The sequence below is a fragment of the Mariniflexile sp. genome (genome assembly GCF_052728615.1).
This window is the reverse complement of the sequence record NZ_JBFVFE010000105.1, coordinates 1-5,564: the sequence shown is the minus strand read 5'-3', so window position 1 is coordinate 5,564 and position 5,564 is coordinate 1. Positions and strand designations below refer to the sequence as shown.

Genomic DNA, 5,564 nt, shown 5'->3' with positions numbered 1-5,564 from the left:
ACTCATAACTTTTGGTTTTAACACGCAAAAAGTATGAAAAAAAAGGGCTTACTGTGAAAAGTAGCCCTTTATCTTAAAATATTTAGTCGGTTAGTAGTGATAATTAACGTGAAAAATGGATAGCCCTATTGAGCCAAAAATGTCCCTTCCCCAACCCTAAAGGGTGATACATTTTCTACATTTAAGGAATTTTTCCACCCCCTTTAGGGGGGGAATAAAAATTCAATCTTAATTTTTTTATCCGTTATTCACGTTAATTGGGTATCAATGTCGTTTAGTTAAGGAAATTGGGTAACGATTAACAAAAAAATATCAAGCAAAAAGATGCAGAAACAAGTTCAGCATGGCAATGTGCTGGTAAGTTTGTTATCCCGAACTTGGTTCGGGAGCTAAAAAGAACCTTAACTAAACGACATTGAATTAGGTATGTAAAATTTCTCCCCTTTTTTCAAGGGGAGATGCCTTTAAGCAGAGGGGTCTAATTACCTTTTCAGTAAAATAGATTATAGAAAAATACCGGTTTTAAACAAATGAAATCGGGATTTTTGCTTTTAGTGGAAATCATTTCGTCAACCATTTTCGGGCATTCACAAAGGCTTCCAACCATGGTGATATACCATCGTTCCTGCCTTCTGGGTAATAGGCCCAATTCCATGGAAAGGTTGAACGCTCTATGTGTGGCATGGTTACTAAATGACGCCCTGTTTTATCGCACATCATCGCGGTGTTAAAATCGGAACCATTGGGGTTATGAGGGTATTCAGCATAACCATATTTAGCAACAATTTGGTAGTTGTCTTCTGAATAAGGCAAGTTAAATTTCCCTTCGCCATGCGAAATCCAAACCCCTAAAGTAGATCCCGCCAAAGTAGACAGCATCACAGAATTATTCTCTTGAATTTTAACAGAAGTGAAATTGCTTTCGTGCTTATGTGAATCGTTATGAACCATTTTTCCGTGAACTTCATGTTCTGGATTAACAAGGTCCAATTCCATCCAAAGTTGACAACCATTACAAATACCAACCGATAAGGTGTCTTTTCTTTTGAAGAAATCCTGAATCACTTTATTGGCCTTTTCGTTGTATTTAATGGCGCCTGCCCAACCTTTTGCAGATCCTAAAACATCCGAATTTGAAAAACCGCCAACAGCGCCTAAAAACTGAATGTCTTCCAAGGTTTCACGACCCGAAATTAAATCGGTCATGTGTACGTCCTTTACATCAAAACCTGCCAAAAACATGGCGTTTGCCATTTCACGTTCTGAATTGCTACCTTTTTCACGAAGGATAGCGGCCTTGGGAGCCCCATCCCGACCTTCCCCAAAGGGGAAGGGGGATTTTCCGGTAAAATGTTTTGGAAATGTATATTGTAAAGGTTGGTTCTTATAATTATCAAATCTATCTTTTGCTAAATTATTAGTTGTTTGTTTTTGGTCCAATAAGAAAGAGGTTTTATACCAAACATCGCGTAAATCAGATACATTTAAACTGAAAATGTCGTTGTCATTCACAATACTTAAAGTATCACTATGGGTTACCTTTCCAATGTTGGAAAACGCTATGTTAGCTTTGGATAAAATAGATTCAATGGAAGCGTCATTCGCTTGAATAACAATGCCAGCATTTTCAGAAAACAATAATTTTACTGTGTCTTTTTCAGCTAAAGCAGATAAATCCAGTTCAGCCCCCAAATTGTTATCAGCAAAACACATTTCCAATAATGTGGTAATCAATCCACCAGAAGCCACATCGTGCCCTGCCACTAGTTGTTTGTCTTTTATTAATTTTTGAATGGTATTAAAAACGGTTTTTACATAAGCGGCATTTTTTACGGTGGGCACATCGTTTCCTATTTTATTTAATATTTGCGCAAACGAACTTCCACCCAGTTTAAAATCATCTTGCGAAATGTTGATATAGTAAATAGAACCTCCGTTTTTCTTAAAAACAGGCTCCACAACATTGCCAATATCGTTACAGTTTCCTGCTGCCGAAATAATAACCGTTCCGGGAGCAATCACTTCCTCATTAGTATATTTTTGTTTCATGGAAAGGGAGTCTTTTCCCGTTGGCACATTGATGCCTAAATCAATCGCAAATTCCGAAACCGCTTCTACGGCCTCATATAAACGCGCATCTTCACCTTCATTTTTACAAGGCCACATCCAGTTTGCCGATAATGAAACCGATTTTAATCCCTCTTTTAAAGGTGCCCAAATAATGTTGGTCAACGCTTCGGTAATGGCATTTCTGCTGCCTGCAACCGGATCGATCAATCCCGAAATAGGTGCGTGCCCAATGGAAGTGGCAATACCTTCTTTTCCTTTGTAGTCCAACGCCATAACGCCCACGTTGTTTAAAGGCAGTTGCAACGGGCCAGCACATTGCTGTTTCGCTACTTTGCCACCAACACAACGATCTACTTTATTTGTTAACCAATCTTTGCAAGCCACGGCTTCCAGTTGTAAAACCTGCTTTAAATAATCAGGGAAATTATCAGGATTATAGTTTATTTCACTATAATTTCTTTTAATGGTTTTATCGTTCATGATGGTTTTCGGCGAACTACCAAACATATCTTCCATAGCTAAATCCATCGGTTTGTGTCCGTTGGTTTTAGATTCAAAAGTAAACCGGTCGTCGCCCGTAACGTCGCCAACCGTGTACATGGGCGCACGTTCCCTGTCTGCGATACGTTGCAGGATATCAATATGGTCTTTATCAATTACCAAGCCCATGCGTTCTTGCGATTCGTTACCAATAATTTCTTTATAGGAAAGTGTTGGGTCGCCCACAGGAAGCGCATCTAAATCTATTTTACCACCGGTATCTTCAACCAATTCAGACAAACAGTTCAAATGGCCACCAGCACCATGATCGTGAATGGAAACGATGAAATTTCTATCGCTTTCAACCATGCCGCGAATAGCATTGGCAGCACGTTTTTGCATTTCTGGGTTAGAACGTTGTACCGCATTCAATTCGATTCCTGAAGCAAATGCACCCGTATCAGAAGACGAAACCGCGGCACCTCCCATGCCAATACGGTAGTTTTCGCCACCAAGAATCACGATTTTATCGCCCGGTTGAGGCTTGTCTTTTAAAGCTTGGTCTTTTTTACCATAACCGATACCTCCAGCTTGCATAATCACTTTATCGAAACCTAATTTTCTAGCCCCATCCAGCTTCCCCGAAGGGGAAGAGTTGCGTTGTGGTTCTCCCCCTTCGGGGGAGTTAGAGAGGGATTCCTCATGTTCAAACGTCAACACCGAACCACAGATAAGGGGTTGCCCGAATTTGTTTCCAAAGTCGGATGCGCCGTTGGATGCTTTTATTAAAATATCCATGGGAGTTTGGTATAACCATTTGCGTGCCGCAAATGCTTTTTCCCATGGGCGATCTTCTTCTAAACGAGAATAAGACGTCATATAAACCGCAGTTCCTGCTAATGGCAACGAGCCTTTTCCGCCAGCCAATCGATCGCGAATTTCGCCACCCGAACCTGTTGCGGCACCGTTAAAAGGCTCCACGGTTGTTGGAAAATTATGGGTTTCCGCTTTTAGTGAAATTACCGATTCAAAGTCTTTCGTTTGATAAAAATCGGGTTTATCGGCCGTTTTAGGTGCAAATTGTTCCACTTTCGGACCTTCAATAAAAGCCACATTGTCTTTATATGCCGAAACTATGGTGTTTGGATGTGTTTCAGAAGTTTTACGAATGAGTTTGAATAGTGAGGCTGGTTTTTCAACCCCATCAATCACAAAAGTGCCGTTGAAAATTTTATGGCGACAGTGTTCTGAATTTACTTGTGAAAACCCGAACACTTCAGAATCAGTTAACGGGCGACCGATTTTTTTAGCAACGCCTTCTAAATAGGCAACTTCTTCATCACTTAACGACAAGCCTTCTTTTTGGTTGTAGGCAGCAATATCATCTACACTAAGAATGGGTTCTGGTTTTATATGGATGGTGAATGATTCCTGGTTCAATCCATTGAATTTCTCGGAAATCATAGGGTCAAAACCATTGAAATCTTTAGAAACCGATTGAAATTGCTCAATGCGAATAATACCGGAAATCCCCATGTTTTGGGTAATCTCCACAGCATTGGTACTCCAAGGTGTTATCATGGCGGCACGTGGGCCAACAAAAAAAGCATCGAGAGATGCTTGTTCTATTTTTGGGGCTCCAGAAACGAGTCCAGGACTGGCAAATAACCACATTAATTTAGCGATGGTTTCGGTTGATAATTCTTTTGTTGCCTGAACAGCAAAAACCTTGCTATTTACGTTTCCAAAGAAGTGAATCATTATGTATGGGTTTGTGTATGTTTAAGAAAACGCAAAAATACACATTTTTACCGATTCAGTATTGCTTTTTTCATGAAAGCAGACGCGGTTGTTAACAGGATTTTGAACAATATCATGCTGTTGTTTGGATCATACGCCAGAATAAAAGTTTTAGAGTTGATGGAATGATTTTTAAGCAAGCATTTAAGAAAGAAATAGTTGGTACTAAATTTGGAGTTTTAAATTGTAATGGTATGTGGTAAATTTATCCATTAAATAAAGTTTTTATTTTTTATATACGTTGTTTAGCCACAGTACTTTTACTCGAACAATGTTTTTATTGTGTTCATTGTTAGAAACATTTTTCCGCTATCTGGTAGTTTAATAAAACCATATTTAGCATAAAATCTTTCAGCATCTTCATCAATCGGATCAACTACAACTGCAAAGGAAGCTATACTTTTTGAAATCTTGTAACTTCGCTTTAAAGCATCTACCAACAATAATTTTCCAACTCCTTGTTTTTGAAATCTGTTATTTACTGCTAAAGGTCCGAGTAGAGTAGTAGGTATAGATTTATATGAATTAGGCAGTTTTTTTGAAATCCCTCTGGGATTAATTCTTGAGCTAAACTGTTATTAGCTAAAGTATAGTAGCCTTTTAATAGATCCGTTTCTTTGTCGTTCAGAACGAAGCAGGCAGATAATTTTCTTTTTATGTCTTGATTTGCTTGTTTGTGCAAATAATTATCAAGCATTTCTTTACCGCACGAAAATTCTTTTTTTCTATAATTAGAATTTAAGTTTTCTGTCAGTTCGTCCATTAAGATAAAAGAGCTTTGTATTCATTCGTAGCATCAATAAGATTTTTATTTGCTTTCGGTGAATTTGTGATTGCATCAAAAAATATGTCACTATCTCTTTTTGAAGCAATGGTCTGCTCTTTTTCAGATATAATTTCTTTAGCTTTTTCTTGAACAGTTAAAACAACAAAATCTGTTAAGCTTCTATATCCACCAACTCGGGCAGCTCTTTCAAAAAATAATTTCTGTTCTTTTGATAAACGAGTATCAAATCTCGCTTTTTCCTGTTTTAATTCCTTTGTAGCATAATTGTATATCGGGATGGCTATTGGTTGTATGGTGTTTATATGGGAGTTGAGCGGGAGCGAACCCATCGAAGACGTGTCGAAAATAACTTTTTAGGTATAGGCACTTAAATCGCACTTCGAAAGTACTGATTCCATTGCGTTTTAATTGTAATTTATCATCTTTC

At 38.3% G+C, this 5,564-nt stretch carries 3 protein-coding genes; all 3 read right to left on the bottom strand.

The annotated features are described in order from the left end of the window. Nucleotides 1–561: 561 nt before the first annotated feature. The 3 genes from purL to ACU1LP_RS19225 all read right to left on the bottom strand — a co-directional run bounded on the left by purL (nucleotide 562) and on the right by ACU1LP_RS19225 (nucleotide 5,466). Nucleotides 562–4,311, bottom strand: coding sequence for a phosphoribosylformylglycinamidine synthase (purL, locus tag ACU1LP_RS19235; RefSeq protein ID WP_445737080.1), 3,750 nt, complete (start codon nucleotides 4,309–4,311; stop codon nucleotides 562–564). 299 nt (nucleotides 4,312–4,610) lie between these two features. Continuing rightward, complete coding sequence (locus ACU1LP_RS19230) at nucleotides 4,611–4,862, bottom strand: GNAT family N-acetyltransferase (protein WP_445737081.1); 252 nt, start codon at nucleotides 4,860–4,862, stop codon at nucleotides 4,611–4,613. Between the two features lie 250 nt (nucleotides 4,863–5,112). After that, nucleotides 5,113–5,466, bottom strand: a complete 354-nt coding sequence (locus ACU1LP_RS19225; protein ID WP_445737079.1) for a type II toxin-antitoxin system TacA family antitoxin — start codon at nucleotides 5,464–5,466, stop codon at nucleotides 5,113–5,115. Between the last annotated feature and the right edge of the window lie 98 nt (nucleotides 5,467–5,564).

Excerpts from the sequence above, each read along its gene's own strand:
- purL (WP_445737080.1), bottom strand. The coding sequence starts at position 4,311 with ATGATTCACTTCTTTGGAAACGTAAATAGCAAGGTTTTTGCTGTTCAG.
- ACU1LP_RS19225 (WP_445737079.1), bottom strand. The coding sequence starts at position 5,466 with ATGGGTTCGCTCCCGCTCAACTCCCATATAAACACCATACAACCAATA.